Source organism: Pseudomonas sp. LBUM1666 (genome assembly GCF_059695775.1).
In genome coordinates, this window is record NZ_CP166789.1 from 2,932,489 (window position 1) to 2,948,853 (window position 16,365).

Annotated in this window: 15 protein-coding genes; 11 read left to right on the forward strand and 4 right to left on the reverse strand. The window is 59.8% G+C overall.

Translation table 11 applies throughout. The annotated features are described in order from the left end of the window. Positions 1-167 precede the first annotated feature (167 nt). Positions 168-1,904 (reverse strand): IlvD/Edd family dehydratase, encoded by a 1,737-nt coding sequence (locus tag ACA056_RS13435; RefSeq protein WP_497273334.1) that lies wholly within the window; start codon positions 1,902-1,904, stop codon positions 168-170. A gap of 193 nt (positions 1,905-2,097) precedes the next feature. On the opposite strand from ACA056_RS13435, the gene ACA056_RS13440 reads away from it, so the two are divergent. The 9 genes from ACA056_RS13440 to ACA056_RS13480 all read left to right on the forward strand — a co-directional run bounded on the left by ACA056_RS13440 (position 2,098) and on the right by ACA056_RS13480 (position 8,936). Next, complete coding sequence (locus ACA056_RS13440; protein WP_497273335.1) at positions 2,098-3,420, forward strand: MFS transporter; 1,323 nt, start codon at positions 2,098-2,100, stop codon at positions 3,418-3,420. Positions 3,421-3,441: 21 nt separating this feature from the next. Then, the gene (araD1, locus tag ACA056_RS13445; RefSeq protein WP_497273336.1) at positions 3,442-4,434 is read left to right on the forward strand and encodes an AraD1 family protein; all 993 of its coding nucleotides are present in this window, start codon (positions 3,442-3,444) and stop codon (positions 4,432-4,434) included. A gap of 10 nt (positions 4,435-4,444) precedes the next feature. After that, positions 4,445-6,025: an aldehyde dehydrogenase (NADP(+)) gene (locus tag ACA056_RS13450; protein WP_497273337.1), complete on the forward strand. Its 1,581-nt coding sequence runs from the start codon at positions 4,445-4,447 to the stop codon at positions 6,023-6,025. Positions 6,026-6,226: 201 nt separating this feature from the next. Then, entirely contained in the window at positions 6,227-6,523 is a 297-nt protein-coding gene (locus tag ACA056_RS13455; RefSeq protein ID WP_497273338.1) for a DUF5629 family protein, read from the forward strand. Further along, positions 6,516-7,685, forward strand: a complete 1,170-nt coding sequence (locus ACA056_RS13460) for a lactonase family protein (RefSeq protein WP_497273339.1) — start codon at positions 6,516-6,518, stop codon at positions 7,683-7,685. The genes ACA056_RS13455 and ACA056_RS13460 overlap by 8 nt, the downstream gene beginning before the upstream one ends. A gap of 155 nt (positions 7,686-7,840) precedes the next feature. Further along, entirely contained in the window at positions 7,841-8,020 is a 180-nt protein-coding gene (locus tag ACA056_RS13465) for a hypothetical protein (protein ID WP_008030101.1), read from the forward strand. 208 nt (positions 8,021-8,228) lie between these two features. Next, positions 8,229-8,354, forward strand: coding sequence for a hypothetical protein (locus tag ACA056_RS13470; protein WP_255141673.1), 126 nt, complete (start codon positions 8,229-8,231; stop codon positions 8,352-8,354). Positions 8,355-8,469: 115 nt separating this feature from the next. Then, entirely contained in the window at positions 8,470-8,682 is a 213-nt protein-coding gene (locus tag ACA056_RS13475; RefSeq protein ID WP_497273340.1) for a hypothetical protein, read from the forward strand. Then, a complete protein-coding gene (locus ACA056_RS13480; RefSeq protein WP_497273341.1) occupies positions 8,679-8,936 on the forward strand; it encodes a hypothetical protein in 258 nt (85 codons plus the stop codon). The genes ACA056_RS13475 and ACA056_RS13480 overlap by 4 nt, the downstream gene beginning before the upstream one ends. A gap of 167 nt (positions 8,937-9,103) precedes the next feature. Here ACA056_RS13480 and ACA056_RS13485 read toward each other — a convergent pair whose 3' ends face one another. From ACA056_RS13485 to ACA056_RS13495, 3 genes are read right to left on the reverse strand one after another with little or no spacing between them, the layout of a single operon-like run. Beyond that, positions 9,104-9,700: a glutathione S-transferase gene (locus ACA056_RS13485; protein WP_497273342.1), complete on the reverse strand. Its 597-nt coding sequence runs from the start codon at positions 9,698-9,700 to the stop codon at positions 9,104-9,106. After that, positions 9,697-13,338 carry an AAA family ATPase gene (locus ACA056_RS13490; protein WP_497273343.1) on the reverse strand — a complete coding sequence of 1,214 codons (3,642 nt, stop codon included), beginning with the start codon at positions 13,336-13,338 and terminating at the stop codon, positions 9,697-9,699. Before ACA056_RS13490 ends, ACA056_RS13485 begins: the two co-directional genes overlap by 4 nt. Continuing rightward, positions 13,335-14,579 (reverse strand): exonuclease SbcCD subunit D C-terminal domain-containing protein, encoded by a 1,245-nt coding sequence (locus tag ACA056_RS13495; RefSeq protein WP_497273344.1) that lies wholly within the window; start codon positions 14,577-14,579, stop codon positions 13,335-13,337. Before ACA056_RS13495 ends, ACA056_RS13490 begins: the two co-directional genes overlap by 4 nt. A 25-nt stretch (positions 14,580-14,604) precedes the next feature. Here ACA056_RS13495 and ACA056_RS13500 point away from each other — a divergent pair, with 25 nt between their 5' ends. After that, positions 14,605-14,784 (forward strand): hypothetical protein, encoded by a 180-nt coding sequence (locus ACA056_RS13500; RefSeq protein ID WP_497273345.1) that lies wholly within the window; start codon positions 14,605-14,607, stop codon positions 14,782-14,784. Next, a complete protein-coding gene (locus ACA056_RS13505; protein ID WP_497273346.1) occupies positions 14,781-16,364 on the forward strand; it encodes an ABC-F family ATP-binding cassette domain-containing protein in 1,584 nt (527 codons plus the stop codon). Before ACA056_RS13500 ends, ACA056_RS13505 begins: the two co-directional genes overlap by 4 nt. The last annotated feature ends 1 nt before the right edge of the window (position 16,365 follow it).

A 16,365-nucleotide genomic window follows, 5' to 3' on the forward strand; every position in this document is an offset into this window, starting at 1 on the left:
TGATAGCAGGCCCGGCGAGTGATGGTCGTTAGCGCAAGATTCTGATGCAGACGCAGAACCAATGTGGGAGCGAGCCTGCTCGCGATAGCGGTTGAACATTCAACATTTAAGTTGGCTGTCAATCCGTCATCGCGAGCAGGCTCGCTCCCACAGGGGGACAGATGGTGTCAGTGAGAATGGCGCGGTACTTCAGAACCGCGGCAACCGACCAGGAAGTCGAAATCGCAACCTTGATCCGCTTGCAGGACATGATCAATGTACAGCTGACGATAGCCACCCACGATCAATTGCTGCGGTGGTTGCAGATCAGCCATGCGCGCCGTCAGTTCGGCGTCGGGAATATCCAGGTGCAGACGACCGTTGGCGCAATCGAGCTCGATCCAGTCACCTTCTTTCACCGTCGCCAAAGGTCCGCCAGTGGCCGCTTCCGGGGCCACGTGCAGAACGACAGTGCCGTACGCCGTGCCGCTCATGCGGGCATCGGAAATGCGCACCATGTCCGTCACACCTTGGGCCAGCAACTTGGCCGGCAAGCCCATGTTGCCAACTTCGGCCATGCCCGGATAACCCTTCGGACCGCAGTTCTTCATCACCAGAATCGAGTTGGCATCCACCTCCAGCTCCGGATCGTTGATCCGCGCCTTGTACATGTCGAAGTTTTCGAACACCACAGCGCGCCCGCGATGTTGCATTAGTTCGGCGCTGGCGGCGGACGGCTTGAGCACTGCACCCAGTGGTGCCAGGTTGCCGCGCAACACACAGATGCCGCCGTCGGCGCGGATCGGGTTGTCGAGTGTGCGGATCACTTCGTCCTGGCCATAGATCGGCGCATCTTTGGTGTTCTCGCCGAGGGTCTTGCCGTTGACGGTCAGGGCATTCGGATGCGGAATCAGGTTGGCTTCACCCAGACGACGCAGCACCGCTGGCAGGCCGCCGGCGTAGTAGAACTCTTCCATCAGGAAGCGCCCGGACGGTTGCAGGTCGACGATGGTCGGCATGCCGCGACCGATGCGGGTCCAGTCATCCAGGTCCAGCTCGACACCGATGCGTCCTGCGATTGCTTTCAAGTGGATCACGGCGTTGGTTGAGCCACCGATGGCAGCATTCACCCGAATGGCGTTTTCGAAGGCTTCTTTGGTGAGGATCTTCGACAGCTTCAAATCTTCGCGAACCATCTCCACTGCACGCATGCCGGACATGTGCGCCAACACATAACGACGCGCATCCACCGCTGGAATCGCCGCGTTGTGGGGCAGGGAAGTACCCAGGGCTTCAGCCATGCAGGCCATGGTGGACGCGGTGCCCATGGTGTTGCACGTACCGGCCGAGCGGGACATGCCACCCTCGGCCGCAAGGAAATCGTCGATGGTGATGGTGCCGGCTTTCACCTGTTCACTGAGCTGCCAGACCACGGTGCCCGAGCCAATGTCCTGGCCCTTGTGCTTGCCATTGAGCATCGGCCCTCCGGTGACGACGATCGCCGGCACGTCGCAACTGGCCGCGCCCATCAACAACGCCGGGGTGGTTTTGTCGCAGCCGGTCAGCAGCACAACACCGTCGATAGGGTTGCCGCGGATCGCTTCTTCAACGTCCATGCTCGCCAGGTTGCGGGTGAGCATCGCGGTCGGACGCAGGTTCGACTCACCGTTGGAGAACACCGGGAACTCCACGGGGAAGCCTCCAGCCTCGATCACCCCACGTTTGACGTGCTCCGCAATCTGGCGGAAATGCGCGTTGCACGGGGTCAGTTCCGACCAGGTGTTGCAGATGCCGATGATTGGCTTGCCGTGGAACTGGTGGTCGGCGATGCCCTGATTCTTCATCCAGCTGCGGTACATGAAGCCGTTCTTGTCGGCAGTGCCAAACCATTGGGCGGAGCGCAGGGTGGGTTTCTTATCAGACATGATCGGTTCTCTTATTGTATGACTATATTGTTCGAGTTGAGGCGTAACATAAGCGCAATTTCGACCGTTTGGAAGTGTTGTTGCGTAAATAGTATTACTATATAGTCCGTTTCAACGGAGGGATGGCCCTGGCGGTTTTCCGCGAGAGGCGTCCCCCGAGGTTCTATAACAACAACAATCGGAGACCGATCTCATGAGCCAGGAACTACGGCTTATTCGTCGCATCACGCTGAAACTGATTCCCTTCCTGATCCTGCTGTACCTGATCGCCTATGTGGATCGCTCCGCCGTAGGCTTCGCCAAATTGCACATGGGCGCCGACCTCGGCATCGGTGACGCGGCCTACGGGCTGGGTGCCGGGTTGTTTTTCATTGGCTATTTCCTGCTGGAAATCCCCAGCAACCTGATGCTCGAACGTTTTGGCGCGCGGCGCTGGTTCGCGCGGATCATGATCACCTGGGGCGCCATCACCATCGGCATGGCCTTCGTCCAGGGGCCGCACAGTTTCTATGTGATGCGCTTTCTGCTCGGCGCGGCGGAAGCCGGATTCTTTCCGGGCGTTCTCTACTACATCACCCAATGGTTTCCGGTGCGCCATCGCGGCAAGATCCTCGGGTTGTTCATCCTTTCCCAACCCATCGCGATGTTGATCACCGGCCCGGTGTCCGGCGGTCTGCTCGGCATGGACGGCGTTCTTGGCCTGCATGGCTGGCAGTGGCTGTTCATCGTCATCGGTGCCCCGGCGATCCTGTTGACCTGGCCGGTGCTGCGTTGGCTGCCGGACGGTCCGAAACAGGTGAAGTGGATGGACCAGGCTGAAAAGGACTGGCTGACCGGCGAACTGAAAAAGGATCTTGAGGAATACGGCCAGACCCGCCACGGCAATCCGTTGCACGCCCTCAAGGACAAACGTGTCTTGCTGCTGGCGCTGTTCTATCTGCCGGTGACCCTGAGCATTTACGGCCTGGGCTTGTGGCTGCCGACCCTGATCAAGCAGTTCGGTGGCACGGATCTGGTGACTGGCTTCGTGTCGTCGGTGCCGTACATCTTCGGGATCATCGGTTTGCTGATCATCCCGCGCAGCTCCGACCGCTTGAATGATCGCTACGGCCACTTGGCGGTGCTTTATGTATTAGGTGCCATCGGCCTGTTTCTCAGCGCCTGGCTGACGGTGCCGGTGCTGCAACTGGCGGCGTTGTGCCTGGTGGCCTTCGCGCTGTTTTCCTGCACCGCGGTGTTCTGGACCTTGCCGGGCCGCTTCTTTGCCGGCGCCAGTGCCGCGGCCGGGATCGCCTTGATCAACTCGGTGGGCAACCTCGGCGGCTACATCGGTCCGTTCGTGATCGGCGCGCTCAAGGAATACACCGGCAACCTGGCTTCGGGTCTGTACTTCTTGTCCGGCGTGATGGTGTTCGGGCTGATTTTGACCGGTGTGGTCTATCGCCTGTTGGAACGCAAGCACGTACTGCCGGCCGACCAGTTCGCTGCCAGCGCCCGTGGCGCTACCCGCACTTAATCTGCAAACAGGAGAAGGTTCATGCGTTTAGTTCAGTTCGAATTGAGTAACGGCGAGCGCCGGGTGGGCGTGGTCGAAGACGGTCTGGTGCGCGAAGTGCAGGACGCGCGCACGGTTCGCGACCTGGCGTTGGCCGCGATCGAGGCGGGCGTCAATCTTGAGCAGCAGGTGAAAACCCTGGGCCTGGGCATCAGCCATGACTATGCAGAACTGTTGGCCACATTGCGCATCCTGCCGCCGCTGGATCACCCGGACCCGGCGCACATGCTGGTCAGCGGTACGGGCCTGACCCATCTGGGCAGCGCGTCGGCACGGGACAAGATGCATCAGCAAGTCGGCGATGAAGCCGCGATGACCGACACCATGCGCATCTTCAAATGGGGCGTGGAGGGCGGCAAACCGGCAGCGGGGCAGGCCGGCGTACAACCGGAATGGTTCTACAAGGGCGACGGCAGCATCGTCGTGCGTCCGGGCCAACCGTTCCCGCTACCGCCGTTCGCCGAAGACGCGGGGGAGGAACCGGAGCTCAGCGGCCTCTACGTCATCGGCCATGACAGCAAACCGTATCGACTCGGTTTTGCCGTGGGCAACGAGTTCTCCGATCACGTAATGGAACGCAAGAATTACCTGTACCTGGCGCACTCCAAACTGCGCAGTTGCAGTTACGGCCCCGAACTTCGGGTCGGCGAATTGCCGGAGCATCTGGCAGGCACCAGCCGCATCCTGCGTGACGGCGAAGTGCTGTGGCAGAACGAGTTTCTCAGTGGCGAGGCCAACATGTGCCACAGCCTGGAAAACCTTGAGTACCACCATTTCAAATACAGCCAGTTCCTGCGCCCGGGCGATGTGCATATTCACTTTTTCGGCACTGCAACCCTGTCCTTTGCCGACGGCATTCGCACCCAACCGGGTGACGTGTTCGAGATCAGCCAGGCCGAATTCGGTGCACCGTTGATCAACGGGATTGCACCGGTTGAAGCGGCGTTCGAGCCCGGCACCGTTGGCACCCTTTAAGGAGATAGGCATGACCCAGATTCTTGGTCACAACTACATCGGAGGTCAGCGCAGCGCTGTCGGCGAAATCATCGTCAAAAGCGTTGATGCCAACACGGGCGAAAACCTGCCTTACAGTTTCCACCAGGCCACCCTTGAAGAAGTCGATGCCGCCGCCAAGGCTGCCGCCGCGGCTTATCCGACGTATCGGAGCTTGAGCGCCGAACGTCGTGCGCAATTTCTCGATGCGATAGCCGAAGAGCTGGACGCGCTGGGCGATGACTTTGTTGCGGTGGTCTGCCACGAAACCGCACTGCCCGCCGCACGCATTCAAGGCGAACGCGGTCGCACCAGCGGCCAGATGCGTCTGTTCGCTAAAGTGCTACGACGCGGTGATTTCTACGGTGCGCGGATCGATCAGGCGTTGCCTGAGCGCCAACCGTTGCCGCGTCCGGACTTGCGTCAGTACCGCATCGGCCTCGGGCCGGTCGCGGTGTTCGGCGCCAGTAACTTTCCGTTGGCGTTCTCTACGGCTGGCGGCGACACCGCGTCGGCGTTGGCCGCCGGTTGCCCGGTGGTGTTCAAGGTCCACAGCGGTCACATGGCCACAGCCGAACGGGTGGCCGACGCGATCATTCGCGCCGCAGAAAAAACCGGGATGCCGGCCGGCGTGTTCAACATGATCTACGGCGGCGGGGTCGGCGAAGCGCTGGTCAAGCATCCGGCTATTCAGGCGGTTGGCTTTACCGGCTCGCTCAAGGGCGGCCGTGCGTTGTGTGACATGGCCGCAGCACGCCCACAGCCGATTCCGGTGTTTGCCGAGATGTCGAGCATCAACCCGGTGATCGTGTTGCCGCAGGCGCTGCAAGCGCGCGCCGAATCGATCGCCCGTGACCTGACTGCTTCGGTGGTTCAGGGTTGTGGTCAGTTCTGCACTAATCCCGGTTTGGTGATTGGTATTCGTTCGCCGCAGTTCACCACATTCGTGCAGCAGGTAGCGGGTCTCATCGGCGATCAGCCGGCGCAAACGATGCTCAACGCCGGGACCCTGAGCAGCTATGGCAAAGGCTTGCAAAAACTCCTCGCTCACCCCGGCATCGAGCACCTGGCCGGCAGTCCGCAACAAGGCAATCAGGCGCAACCGCAGCTGTTCAAGGTGGATGCCAGCCTGTTAATCAAGGGCGATGAAGTGCTGCAAGAAGAAGTGTTCGGCCCGACCACTGTGTTCGTCGAAATCGCCGATCAGGCGCAACTAAGCGCCGCGTTGAACGGCCTGCACGGGCAGCTGACGGCAACGATTATTGGCGAGCCGGCGGACTTAGAGCAGTTTGCTGAGCTGACGCCGTTGCTGGAGCAGAAGGTCGGTCGGATCCTGCTCAACGGCTATCCGACTGGCGTGGAAGTCTGCGATTCAATGGTCCACGGCGGTCCGTATCCGGCAACTTCCGATGCTCGTGGTACGTCGGTGGGCACCTTGGCCATCGACCGGTTCCTGCGCCCGGTGTGCTTCCAGAACTACCCTGACAGCCTGCTGCCGGATGCCTTGAAGAATGGCAATCCGCTGCGTATTCAGCGGTTGGTGGATGGCCAACCGTCCCGAGACGCCCTCTAACAGCGAGCACAATCCCCTGTAGGAGCGAGCCTGCTCGCGAAGGCGGAGTGTCAGTCGACATCATTTTTGACTGATACATCGCCTTCGCGAGCAGGCTCGCTCCCACATTTGTTCTTTGTCGTTAGTGAGTTTTGTGCCGGGCGCGGGACCGCTGCCACATTGAGCTATCATTGCGTCTTTCCCATTCAAAGATTGACTGCCATGACCGCCGCAACCGACACCTTGCTCGCCACCCTCGAACACTGCGATATGGTGGAAATCGACGGGCTGCACGCCTTCGAATTCTCCCTCGATGAAGACGATAACCTGCACATCGAATGCTTGGACGGTCGTATGTCCAAGCACTGGGAGTTCACCCCGGCCGAAGTCGAGGCCGCGACCTTCGATCCAACCCTGCAAAGCTGGCTGATCACCGGCAGTTCCGGTGAGCACCGGTTGGTGTGCATGACCGCGTTCCGCGGTGATGACGACGAGGAAGAAGCGAATGAGGATGCGTAAGCTCTGGCCACTGTTCATGGCCGGCAGCGTCGGCGCGATGGGTTTTCAGGTTGCGTCGGCCGACGACTATCAGTTGCTGGTCGGTTCCTATACAGCCGGTCAGAGCCAGGGGATTTATCGCCTGAACTTCGACGCCACCACCGGGCAGATCGACGCCAAACCACTGCAAGTGATCAAGAGCGAAAACCCATCCTGGCTGACCCTGTCCAAGGATCAGCGTCAGCTGTTCGTGGTCAACGAAAACGGCCCGGGACAGACCGATCCGGTAGGGCGCGTCAGCAGTTATGCGATCGATCCCAAAACCCATGCGCTGAGCCTGATCAATCAGGTGCAGAGTCTGGGCAACGAGCCGACGCATTCGGGCCTCAGCGTTGAAGCCAGTCACCTGTTTGTCAGCAACTATTCGGTGGCTGAAGATCCGGGCGGCACGCTGGCAGTATTGCCGGTGGGCGCGGATGGCAAGCTCAAACCCGTGGTGCAGATGAGCAGCCATCCATCGAGCCGGGTCAATCCCGAGCGGCAGATGTCGGCGCACGTGCATTCGACGGTTTCCTCGCCGGACGGCCAGTATGTGTTCTCCAATGACTTGGGCGCCGACAAGATCTTTGCCTACCGCTTCGACCCAAAGGCCAACCCGGAACGGCCCTTGACCGCCGCTACACCGGCATCCGTCCAGTTGCCACCCGGCAGCGGGCCGCGTCATCTGCTGTTCAGCGCCGATGGCAAGCACGCGTGGCTGACCATGGAAATGAGCGCGCAGGTTGCGGTGTTCGATTACAAGGACGGCAAACTTGAGCAAACGCAGATGGTCGAGTTGGCGACGGGTCAGCCGACATCGGACAAGGCCGCCGCTGCGCTTCACGCGTCGGCGGATGGCAAGTTCCTCTACGTCAGCAACCGTGGCACCGCCAATCAATTGCTGGTGTTCGCCATCGATCCTGCGACCGGGCACCTCAAGGAACTGCAGCGCCGTTCCGTAGAAGGTGATCACCCGCGCGAGTTCAGCCTCGATCCGAGTGGCAAGTTCTTGTTGATCGCCAATCAGAAAAGCAACCAGATTGTCGTCGTCGAGCGCGATTCAAAGACAGGCCTGCTGGGTAAAACCGTGCAAAAACTGCCGATGGACGCCCCGAGCGACCTCAAGTTCGTGGTGCGTCAATAGACCGCAGGCCCCGGTTGATGGGGCCTGCATCCTTCTATTAATGATGCTGATATCTGCTAATGCTACAAAAGATTTCAAGGCGCCAACCTCGAAGGTTAAGTTTGCTTAACGGCCCCACCGGGCAAGCAAGCCAACTGAATCCGAGGAACACCGCTATGAACTTCAATCTCTTCTCCGTAATCGCCGCTTCCGCTATCTCTGCCACCGTTGCGTTGCCAGCCAGCGCCAACGTTGAAATCAGCGACAAAAAATCCCACGCCCAAAGCTACACCCAGAAATACCTGCAACAGAGCGCCAACTTTTACGCGGCTCTGGATCACAAGACCCAAGCCTGAAATTTGAACCCTGCATCCTTTATGCAGGAGCGAAGTCACTTGCGCCGATCGAGCTGAAAAGCTTTGAGAAACCTGAGTGATGTCGCTCCTGCATAACGCGTTTACGACAGCATCATATTGCTATCAATGTTTTGCTTGATATCACATGGCCATAAGTTTAAATTTGACGCTGATTTTTTGACTCCTTCTCATGATAAGGATCGACAGCATGGCAATGCGTCTGGCCGTGGTTCTTCTGTTTCTCTATTCCACCCCCATTCTTTCGGCTGCCCAGCCCGTTCCAGACGAGCCGGATGCGGCCCGCGAGCGCTTGATGAGTTTTATCGAAGACTGAAATAAACTGGCTTAATGATCAACGAAGCTGATGGTCACTATGGATAACCCTGAGTGGTTATCACCGCTTTTTTGATCGATTCTGTGGGCATCTAAACATGCCTGCGGAGAACATCATGGCCAGCTCAATCATCATTTCTGCCAAATACGGCGCCTACCTGGCTATCGCTCTTTACGTAGCCATGGTGCTGGTTTTTAGCCTCTCGCCTCAATCGCAACAGACCCTCGATGCGCCGATTCAAGTCGCTCATCCCGGCATCCAGTTTGAACACCGTTCGCAAAGCGCGATGGTCGATCAGGCTGAACTCGCAGGAGTCGCCGGGGAATGAAAGGGCACAGACTTTGGGTCATCGCCTTCCTGGCATTCATGACCAATGGATCTTCCTTGTTGGGGATCGGCCAGGGCTCGGCGGGGTCGGTGGCGCGGACTATCGAAGCCAATCACAACCTTGCTCGCAACATTGAAACCGCGAAGGCCCTGGGGTTGCTGGCCGGCAATCCGCCGATCAAACGCCAGGGCAGTTTTTTCGGGCCGTTCCAGGTGGATTGCTCGGCGTTGGAGATGTGTGCAGTGTTGGCGTGAATGCCAGCGGCCATGAGGTCTATTGTGGCGAGGGGGCTTGCCCCCGTTGGGTTGCGAAGCGACCCTCTGCAATTTTTCAGGCCCACCGAGTCGCTTGGATTACGACTGCTTCGCAGCCGAACGGGGTGATGCGGCATTCCGACAAGCCCCCTCGCCACAATGAACCGTTACTTCGCCATTACTCCGATGAAAAGCTCCGACGCCAGAAACCGCTGCAACCAGGCCTGCAAACGGTGATAGGGCGTCTGCCCGAACCACTCGCGATCCACATGGGCGAACTGCCGCACGAACGGCATCAGCGCCACATCCGCCAGACTCGGATGCTCGGCCAGCAAGTAGTCGCGTCCCTCCAGCAACTCATCGAGCCTGCGCAAAAACACCTCGCCCTCGGTGCGATAAAACGCCATTGGCTGCTCGGGGTATCGCTCGGCGTACTTGTAGCGATTCAGGTGCACCTTGAACACCTGATCGTTTTCTTCGATCAACTCGGCGATGTGTTGCTGCCCGACAGGATCATCTTTGAGCAACCAATCCTGCGGATCGTTCTGCGCCAGGGCCCAGTGCATGATCGCCAGGCTTTCATCGATCACCTGACCGTTAACGCTCAGTACCGGCACCGTGCCTTTGCTCGACAGCGCGAGCATGTCGGCAGGTTTGGCCTTCAGGCTGACCTCGACGATGTTCACCGCAACCCCTGAATAGCGCAGGACCATGCGCGCCCGCATCGCGTAGGGGCAGCGACGGAAGGAGTACAGCGTATTCATTTCACCTCCAGCGTACTCAGGCCATTGCCCTGACGGCGGACCTGAATTTGCACCGGAATCCGTTCATGCATTTCCTGCACGTGTGAAATCACCGCGACTTTTCGTCCCTGCGCTTGCAAGCCGTCGAGAGCGTCCATGGCCAGTTGCAGCGATTCCGGATCAAGGCTGCCGAAGCCTTCGTCGATGAACAGCGATTCGATTTTCAGCGTGCTCGATGCCATGGACGCCAAACCGAGCGCCAGAGCCAGCGACACCAGGAACGTCTCGCCGCCGGACAACGAATGTACCGAACGCAGTTCATCACCCATCTCGGTGTCCATCACCAGCAAACCGAGCATGCTGCCGCCACGTTTGAGGCGATAGCGCCGCACCAGTTGCCGTAACTGAACGTTGGCGTGATGCACCAGCAGGTCGAGGTTGTAGGCCTGGGCGATCTTGCGGAAGGTGTCGCCCGTGGCCGAACCGATCAGTGCATTCAAACGTGCCCAGCGCTGGTATTCGGTATAGGCGTCGGCAATCTGCTGCGCGAGGGCCTGATTGGCGTTTTGCCGGCGCTGATCCTCGGCCTGTTCGGCACGCAGTTCGGCGCAAAGGTGTTCGCTGGTGGTGAACAGGCTTTGCAGCTCGGCAAGCGCTGTCGCCAGTTGTTCGGTGTCGAGATTGCCGTTGTGCTGTGCTTGATGATTGAGCAGACGCTGATCGCGTTCCTGCAACAGGACCTTGGTTTGTTCGATGGCTTTTTCGCTTTGCTGCAATTGCTGACGCAGTTCGCTGACCTGCTGGTCGTCGACACTCAGCAGATCTTCCAGACCACCGTCATCCAGTTCCGGATGCAATGCGCGCCAGTCGGCAATCTTGCCGCTCAGCTCGCGATCTTCGGTTTCCAGTGCCTGGGAGCGTTCCTGCTGGGCCTTGAGTTCTGCGCCCAGCTGCACCAGCCGCGTACGCACGGTTTGCAGTTCCTGATTGGCCGTCGCCTCAGCATTGCGCGCCTGTTCGACGGCTTGATCCAATTGCTGCTGCCACTGCTCGGCGCTGGCGTGTTTGCCGAGCAATTGCGTGAGTTTTTGCTGGCAGGCCTGTTGCTGGTTGGCGAGGGCGGTGAACTGCTGGTGGGCCGTTTCCAACTGCTGGAGGCGAGTGAGTTGGCGGTCCTGTTCTTTCTCCAGCGTCTGCTGCCGTTGTTGCTGTTCGCCGAGTTCATCGCGTTGCTGATCGAGTTGTTCCAGACGCTGGGTGATCTGCCGGTCCAGTTGCATGAAGGTCGCGGCCGGTTCGTTGCGCAGCGCTTGCAGCGTGTCGGCCGGGAGCAGGGTGCTGAACGCCGTCAGCTCCTCGTCCAGACGCTGGCGATCACTGCTCAACTCACGTTGCTGGTTGGCCAGGTGCTGGGTAGCTTGCTGGCTCGCCGCTTCAGCGCTACGCAGTTGCTGTTGAAGGCGCGCGGCGTCCTGTTGCAAGGTGAGCAGGGCGGTCTGCCGTTGTTCGTCCTGAGTGATGCTTTGGTTCAACTGGTTGTTTTGCTGCGTCAGCCAGGCATCGCGTTTGAGCGCATCCTGCGTGAGCAGCTGCGCAGACAACGGATGTGCTTCAAGGATCGGTGCCAGGCTCTGCTGCTGGGTCGCGAGGTGTTCTTGTTGTTGCAGCAATTCCTTTTGCTGCGCAATCACGCCGCCCACTTCAGCGCGCAGGTCGGTGAGTTTTTCTTTCAACAGGTCGACGGCTTTCTGGGCGTTGGCCTGTTCGCTTTCATCATGCCGACCAAGGCTCTGCAGCAGGGCTTCGGGCTGATGATAAGGATGGTCGGGGCTGCCACAGACCGGGCACGGCTGATCGTCCTGCAACTGCTCGCGCAGTTCTTCGACGCTGGCGCTGCGGGCCAGGCGCTGGCGTTCCAGCAGTTCGCGGGTGACGGTCAGGGTCTGTTCGGCGACGACCAATTCGTTCTTGGCTTTCACACCGTCCTGGGTCAGACGTTCTCGTTCTTGCTGAGCGGTCAGCTGGCGCTGCTGAAGTTCGGACGCGCGCTGGTCCAGTTCCTGCTGACTGGCCCACAGCCGCGTCAGCGCTTCAAAGGCCCGCTGTTGCTTGCGGTTGTCCTGCAACAGACTCCCGAGAATCTGGATCTGTTCGGCCACCGCTTCCGGTTCGGCGCCGGCCTCCTTGTACAGCACTTCAAGGCTCTGGCGCTGGGTCGACAGATCCTCGGCAGCGCGAGCGGCGCTCTGTTCCAGGGCGGCCAATTCGGCCTGACCCTTGTTCAGACGGTTGCCGATCAGCATCAGCTGTTGCAGGCGATCACGGTAGGCGTTCCAGGCATCGCTCAAAGGCGCCAGAGGGGTACTTTGCTCAAGTTCCCCGGCAATCCGCTGCAAACGTTCGGCGACCTGTTTCTGTTGGTCGAGCAAGCCTTGGATCGTGTTTTGGCCCTGAGTGCAGGCCAGTTCCGCCTGCTGCTTGAGGTCGGCACTAAGACTGGCGTCTTTGACCAGACGAGCGAGGGTGCTTTGCTCTTCGAAGGCCTGACGCAGCAGTGGAGCGCTGGTGGTGTGTTGGCTTTGGGCTTCGACGAGTGCGGTCTGCGCAGCGCTCAGGCTGTGTTCGAGTTGCGTCTGGCGCTCGTTCAGCTCGGCTTGCTGTTGGGTGTGCTGCTGAATCTGCGCGACCAGCGGTGTGAGCTGGGCCGTGAGTTCGGTCTTGCGGGCGAACTGGTGCCGTTGCGGGGCCAGTTGCTCCAGGCGAGTCAGCTTCAAACGTTCGCCGGCCAGACCTTCCCAGTGCTGCTGGGCCGATTGCAGCTGCTCGGTGGCGCTCTGCTGCTCGTCCTGCAACTGGCGTAAGTCCTTGAGCCAGGTATGTTGCAGTTCCAATTGCTTGAGTTGCGCTTGCTGGGTCTTGAGTTGTTGCTGAGCCTCGCTGAAGCGTTCATCGAGTTCCGCGCGTGCTTCCGGCGACAGCGGCGTCACGCCTATGGCCTGGTCCTGCAGCAGCTTGTGGGTTTCGCGAGCCTCTTTGGTTTTGTCGAACGCCCGGCGACCGAGGCGCGTATAGAGCGCGGTATCGGTGAGCTTTTCCAGCAGTTCGCTACGTTCGTTGTCGTTAGCCTTGAGGAACGCACTGAATTCGCTCTGGGCCAGCAGTACCGCACGGGTGAATTGCTCAAAGTTCAGGCCCAGTACGGATTCGAGATGGATTTTGAATTCAACTTTCTGACTGGCCAGCAGTTGATCCAGATCGATGTCGCGCAAACTCTGACGGCTGGCTTGCAGCTTGCCGCCGGCCTTCTCGCGGGCGCGATTAGCTTCCCAGCGAGCGCGGTAGCGACGGCCATCGATGCCAACGAAATCGACTTCGGCATAACCTTCACCCGTGCCGCGACGCAGCAGCGTGCGGGGGTCGCCAGTGCTGATCTCGCCATCGGCGTCTGGCGCTTTGGCAGACACCTGAGCATTGCTCAGCCGAGGCACAGCACCGAACAACGCCAGGCACAAGGCGTCGAGCAAGGTGCTTTTACCGGCGCCGGTCGGCCCGGTGATCGCGAACAGACCGGCGCTGGCCAACGGCTCAGCGGTAAAATCGATTTCAAAGGGCCCGGCCAGTGAGGCGAGGTTTTTCAGGCGGATCGCGAGGATCTTCATGGTTGTTCGCTCTCCATCTGCACGTCTTGCAACAGCTCGGCGAAGTCCTTGAGGGTTTGTTCATCGACCTCGCTGCCGTAGTTGTCCTGCCAGGCGCGGCTGAACAGTTCCTGAGGTGAGAGCTGGTCGAGTTCAATCAAGGTCGTGCCGTCATCGACGCCATCGCGGCTGCCATTGCCGGCGTATTCAGCGGCGATCCGCACCAGGCGCACGGCTTTGCCTTGCAGGGCGGTTTCCACTTGATAACGCAAGTCGGGTTGCGGCTCATCGAGGCGCACCCGAACTTCCAGCCACGGCTGGCGCTGGATATCGGCCAGCAGGTCGATGTTCGGCAAGTCGGCCAGTTGCAGCAGGATTTCCGCCAATGGCACGGGACCGATGCGTTGCAGATTCACAGCCCGGGGGATCAGTTTGGGTTCGACGCTGACCAGGGTTTCGCCCTCGAGTGTGATGTCGAGAATCTGATGCTGATAGCCAATCTCGGAGAACGACAGCGGAATTGGCGAGCCGCTGTAGCGGATACGTTCTTCACCATTGACTTTCTGCGGCTTGTGCAAGTGACCGAGGGCGACGTAACTGATGCTCGGCCCGAACAGGCTGGCGGGCAGCGCTTCGGCGTTACCGATGATCAGGCTACGCTCGGAGTCTTCCGACACCGAACCGCCGGCCATGTGCGCGTGGCTGATGGCGATCAGCGCCTGACCTGGTTTGCGCTTGGCATTGGCGGCTTCGATCAGCCACTCGTGAACCTGACCGATACCACGCAGGTAGTTGTCACCCAAATGCGCGCCGGTCACTTCGGCGGGACGCAAGAATGGCAGTGCCAGGCACCAGGCGACGGTTTTGCCTTTGGCATCCGGCAATGGCAGCAACAAGCGCTCGGCGTCGAGTTGACCATCATCCAGCCACAGCACACGGCCCAGCGCATGCGTGCGCAAACGTCGCATCAACGGCGCGGGCAGTTCAATCCGCGAACCGGAATCGTGGTTGCCGGCGATCATCACGATGGTCAGCTTCGGCTGTTGTTCATGGGCGCTGACGATGAAGTCGTAGAGACGCTCCTGGGCTTTGACCGGCGGGTTGACCGTGTCGAAGATATCGCCGGCGATCAGAAGCACGTCTGGCTGGTCCAGCTTCAGCTGGCGCAGCAGCCATTCGAGAAAGCAGGCGTGTTCGAAATCGCGCTCCTGGCCGTGCAGGTTTTGCCCAAGGTGCCAGTCGGAGGTGTGAAACAGACGCAAGGTGAACTCCGTAGGAAATAAGGTGATGGCCGCGAAGAAAATGATGGCGGCTAAAGGGGAGGGAGTTTACTGGCAAAAGACCGGGGATGCTGAAAGCCTTGAAAGATTGCCTGTCGATTGGGTGGTGCAGCTTCAGTATGGTAGAGGGCAGTCGGCCGCTGTTGCGCAACATCAGGGAGTTTTAATGTTTAAGGAGGCGTCATGACCCAACGGTTACTTCAACTTGATCAAGTGTCGTTCAACTTGCCCGACGGGCGCGTTCTATTCGATCACTTGAACCACACCTTCAGTACCAGGGCCACCGGCATCGTGGGCGCCAATGGCTGTGGCAAGTCCTTGCTTGGCCGGCTCCTGACGGGGGAGCAACTGCCCACCAGCGGCATTGTCCGTCGCGAAGGCCAGGTTTATGCCGTGGCGCAGTTACTGGAACCCGAGCGCTATCCCAGCGTTGCCGCGCTGGCCGGTGTCGCCCCTATTCTGGCGGCGCTGGATCGCATTGCTCAGGGCAGCGTCGACGATGAGGATCATGCGTTGGCGGTCGATCAATGGGATTGCGCCACACGCCTTGAGGCGGAACTGCAGCAGATCGACCTGGGTCACTTGAATGCCGACGCGCGTACCGACGCACTCAGTGGTGGCGAACGGCAGCGGGTGGCGCTGCTAGGTGCGTGGTTATCCAGAGCCGATTGGCTCATTCTGGATGAGCCCAGCAACCACCTGGATATTGATCAGCAACACAAGTTATCGCAGCAGATCGATCGCTGGCCCAACGGCCTGGTGTTGATCAGTCACGACCGGGGTCTTCTGGAGCACGTGAACGAAATTGTCGAGCTTTCACCCTTGGGACTGGCAGCTTATGGCGGCAACTACAGTCAGTATGCGGCGGCGCGCGAGCAAGAACAGCAGTCGTTCCAGTCTGCATTGCAAGGGGAGCGGGCGCAGGCCAAGCGTGAGCAACGTGAGATGGCCGTGCAGATGGAGCGTCAGCAACGGCGTAATGCCCGCGGCGACCGTCAGGCCCGTGACGGCAATCAGACCAAGCTGATCACCAACGCCCAGAAAGAGCGCAGTGAAAACAGCCAGGGAAAATTGCGCCTCAATCAACAGGTGGCCCGGGAGCAGCAGCAACAACGGATCGCCGAGGCCCGTGCACGGTGTGCGCCGGACATTCAACGCATGATGTTGTCTCCGGAAAGCGTAGTGCCCAATGGCAAGCTGATTGTGCAGCTCAACGACGTCATTCTCCCGTTCGGTTACGCGGCGCCGGTCAATCTGACGCTGACGGGGCCTATGCGCATGGCAATCCTGGGCGCCAACGGTAGCGGCAAGTCGACCTTGTTGCAGGTGATCGCTGGCCAATTACCGGTGCGCGAGGGCGAGGTCGTGCGCAGTTGTCATGTCGGTTGGCTGGATCAACACGCCGGATTGAAGCACCCTGAACGCACGGCGGCGCAATGGCTCTACGAGAGTAATCCGCAGTTGCCCGAAGCCGAGGCGCGAACCCGGTTGGCGCAGATGGGCATTGATGCGGATCGTGCGACGCTCAAGACCTGTCAGTTGAGTGGCGGTGAGCGTCTGAAAATCGCACTGGCTGCGCAGTTATATGCACAGCGGCCACCACAATTGCTATTGCTGGACGAACCGGACAACCATTTGGACTTGCCCAGTAAAATTGCGCTGGAGCAGATGCTCAATCAGTACCAAGGGGCGTTGATCGTGGTCTCTCACGACAGCGCTTTTTTACAGGCCATTCATCTGGATGCCGAGTTCCATCTCGACAGCTAGG

What these genes read in the sequence shown, in the direction of transcription:
- araD1 (WP_497273336.1), top strand. Translation starts at nt 3,442, where the DNA reads ATGCGTTTAGTTCAGTTCGAATTGAGTAACGGCGAGCGCCGGGTGGGC.
- ACA056_RS13490 (WP_497273343.1), bottom strand. Translation starts at nt 13,338, where the DNA reads ATGAAGATCCTCGCGATCCGCCTGAAAAACCTCGCCTCACTGGCCGGG.
- ACA056_RS13480 (WP_497273341.1), top strand. Translation starts at nt 8,679, where the DNA reads ATGAAAGGGCACAGACTTTGGGTCATCGCCTTCCTGGCATTCATGACC.
- ACA056_RS13485 (WP_497273342.1), bottom strand. Translation starts at nt 9,700, where the DNA reads ATGAATACGCTGTACTCCTTCCGTCGCTGCCCCTACGCGATGCGGGCG.
- ACA056_RS13455 (WP_497273338.1), top strand. Translation starts at nt 6,227, where the DNA reads ATGACCGCCGCAACCGACACCTTGCTCGCCACCCTCGAACACTGCGAT.
- ACA056_RS13460 (WP_497273339.1), top strand. Translation starts at nt 6,516, where the DNA reads ATGCGTAAGCTCTGGCCACTGTTCATGGCCGGCAGCGTCGGCGCGATG.
- ACA056_RS13500 (WP_497273345.1), top strand. Translation starts at nt 14,605, where the DNA reads ATGGCCGCGAAGAAAATGATGGCGGCTAAAGGGGAGGGAGTTTACTGG.
- ACA056_RS13435 (WP_497273334.1), bottom strand. Translation starts at nt 1,904, where the DNA reads ATGTCTGATAAGAAACCCACCCTGCGCTCCGCCCAATGGTTTGGCACT.
- ACA056_RS13475 (WP_497273340.1), top strand. Translation starts at nt 8,470, where the DNA reads ATGGCCAGCTCAATCATCATTTCTGCCAAATACGGCGCCTACCTGGCT.
- ACA056_RS13440 (WP_497273335.1), top strand. Translation starts at nt 2,098, where the DNA reads ATGAGCCAGGAACTACGGCTTATTCGTCGCATCACGCTGAAACTGATT.
- ACA056_RS13505 (WP_497273346.1), top strand. Translation starts at nt 14,781, where the DNA reads ATGACCCAACGGTTACTTCAACTTGATCAAGTGTCGTTCAACTTGCCC.
- ACA056_RS13465 (WP_008030101.1), top strand. Translation starts at nt 7,841, where the DNA reads ATGAACTTCAATCTCTTCTCCGTAATCGCCGCTTCCGCTATCTCTGCC.
- ACA056_RS13450 (WP_497273337.1), top strand. Translation starts at nt 4,445, where the DNA reads ATGACCCAGATTCTTGGTCACAACTACATCGGAGGTCAGCGCAGCGCT.
- ACA056_RS13470 (WP_255141673.1), top strand. Translation starts at nt 8,229, where the DNA reads ATGGCAATGCGTCTGGCCGTGGTTCTTCTGTTTCTCTATTCCACCCCC.